The following is a 215-nucleotide window of genomic DNA, read 5'->3' on the forward strand; positions in this document are numbered from 1 at the left end:
GAAGACGAACTAGAGGCTTATGTGGATGAGAATCTTCAAGCCTACGATTTATTGTGAAGGGAGCGCTTATGACAACTTATCATCAATTACTCAACCAATTGGACCATTTAAAACTCGATCGTGTGCGTCAGCTCTTACCAGAGTTCTTAGATGAGCATGCGGATATTTCCTTAGTAGAGGGCCTTCATGAACTCTTGAGTGAAGAACTTCGTGAA

At 41.9% G+C, this 215-nt stretch carries 1 pseudogene; it reads left to right on the forward strand.

The window, feature by feature from the left end:
- Window positions 1-68: 68 nt before the first annotated feature.
- Window positions 69-215: pseudogene (locus tag FDX22_RS30390) on the forward strand (IS21-like element ISCbo2 family helper ATPase IstB); the annotation flags it as partial.

Origin of the sequence: Citrobacter sp. TBCS-14, assembly GCF_005280805.1 — a bacterium.
GTDB lineage: Bacteria > Pseudomonadota > Gammaproteobacteria > Enterobacterales > Enterobacteriaceae > Citrobacter > Citrobacter gillenii.